Origin of the sequence: Pantoea sp. GM01 (genome assembly GCF_000282675.1) — a bacterium.
In the GTDB taxonomy this organism is placed as follows: Bacteria; Pseudomonadota; Gammaproteobacteria; order Enterobacterales; family Enterobacteriaceae; genus Pantoea; species Pantoea nemavictus.
Map to the genome: position 1 here is coordinate 1 of NZ_AKIU01000102.1, position 1,798 is coordinate 1,798.

Here is a 1,798-nt window from a genome sequence, read left to right on the forward strand (position 1 = left end):
TTGAGGGTGATAACTCGTTTCGTGCTCATGTGGGTGAGAATTCTCATATATATGGTGCTGAAAGAGCTAATAAGGAAATTGAGTTTTTTAAGCAAGAAAAGCCTGATTGGGTGGATCTAGGTGCTAGAAGGAAAAAATTCGAAGCACTGAATAAGTTTCAAGGACAAAAGTATATATCTCAGGGATGGCCTGATATTGCCTTTATATCTGGGAGGAAAAGTCCAACAAACGGGGCTTTTAATACATTCGACAAATCATTAAAACCTACAGAGTTAAGGCCGGGAACAAAAATATATCGTGTTGTTGATTCTTCATCAAGTGATAACAATATCTGCTGGATGCATGAAGCTGAATTTAAAAAATTAATCAGAAAAAGTGACTGGCGTCGACATTTTGCAGTTTGGAAAAAATGGAATGAAAATGGTGAATATGTCAGCTATACCATACCCCCAGATAAACCATTAAAAGTGTGGGAAGGAAGAGCCGCAACGCAAATCAATGATGGTGCAACTGAGTTTTCGCTCGAAGGTGGCTGGAATCAAATCGTGCTAGACCCAGCCCAATTAAAAAAAGAATATACCAGCCCGCGCCAAAAAACTGGATGGGGATACGGGGATGTTGATAGCGATCCTGAATACCCTTATTTGGGCCTTCCAAAACTTGAAAACACCCACAATTGGTACGAGACAAAGGATAAATGATGGCGATTTTACACCCACAGGAATGCTATTTACTTGAAAGATTCACATCTCCTGAGCACTATGCTGCGACGCGTGATGCAATAATTGAGTATATTGATGCCCATGAAATGGCCCTGAAAAGATACAAAAAAGAGTTGCCACTTAATATTCGCAAGCTGCCTTTATGGCAGCAGGCTGATATTGTTTGGGAGAATAGAGTGATGGGAAATATACGCCCTCTCAAACAGAGGTATAATCAGGCCTATATTTTAAGAACTCATGAAGATCCTAGGGCCTACGATATAGGACATGCAATGAGTAATATTCGAAGGGGGGTTGTTGAGTTCTGGGATGGCTGGATGACGAGTGAAGAAGGAACTCTCATTTCAAACAAAGAATATCTCGCAACAATATTAGATGATAATCTATCAAGAACAATATCTTGTGTTTGGGATGAAGGGGATCTTACTTATGATTTTAAAAACATATTATCAGAACCCACGTTTGAATTTCCTAAAAAAATTCCACGATATGAACTTGATTATTCGATGCGTATTGAAATGAATGAAAATCCTGCTGTTACGGGAATCTATCTTCCAGATATTGATTTTGCACCAGCTTGTTTTATTTATGCCGATTATCAATATCCGCCTGACGCGCACAAAGGGATCACTCGAAGTGATCATATAGATGAAGATGGTAACCCCAGTAATAGCTGGTCAGAAACCGAATGGGTAGAAACAGGCTGGACATTAATTCGTCGTGTTGAAGGTGAATATATAGACGTACCGCCAGAAGGTTTTTTCCCAGAAGGTAAGCCGGAAGAACTTTATAACTGGCCTCTAGGTGAGGAAAACATTCAACATGGCAAGAAAGTTCGTATCGCTAAATTGAGTGCTGAAATATCAACTCATACCGGGCAATGGGCTGCAACAATCAACGGAACAACCCAATATATTCATCTAAAACAAGGTGAGACAATTCCGCAGTTTGAAGATATTTACGGCATACGACACCGCGCGAGTTGGTCACTAATGAAACGAGATGATGGGGGAAATGTATTTATTCAATATGAATAGATGGGTAGCATTTTTCAAATGCTACCAGGTGCGGCTGGC

1 protein-coding gene and 1 pseudogene are annotated in these 1,798 nt (G+C 40.1%); both read left to right on the forward strand.

Going from position 1 to position 1,798, the window contains the following annotated elements; translation table 11 throughout:
• Positions 1-701 (forward strand): annotated as a pseudogene (locus PMI17_RS24405) (hypothetical protein); the annotation flags it as partial.
• Entirely contained in the window at positions 701-1,759 is a 1,059-nt protein-coding gene (locus PMI17_RS24410) for a hypothetical protein (protein ID WP_007894160.1), read from the forward strand. The pseudogene PMI17_RS24405 and the gene PMI17_RS24410, both read left to right, overlap by 1 nt.
• Positions 1,760-1,798 lie beyond the last annotated feature (39 nt).

Coding starts and splice junctions, on each gene's coding strand:
- PMI17_RS24410 (WP_007894160.1), top strand. CDS start 701: ATGGCGATTTTACACCCACAGGAATGCTATTTACTTGAAAGATTCACA.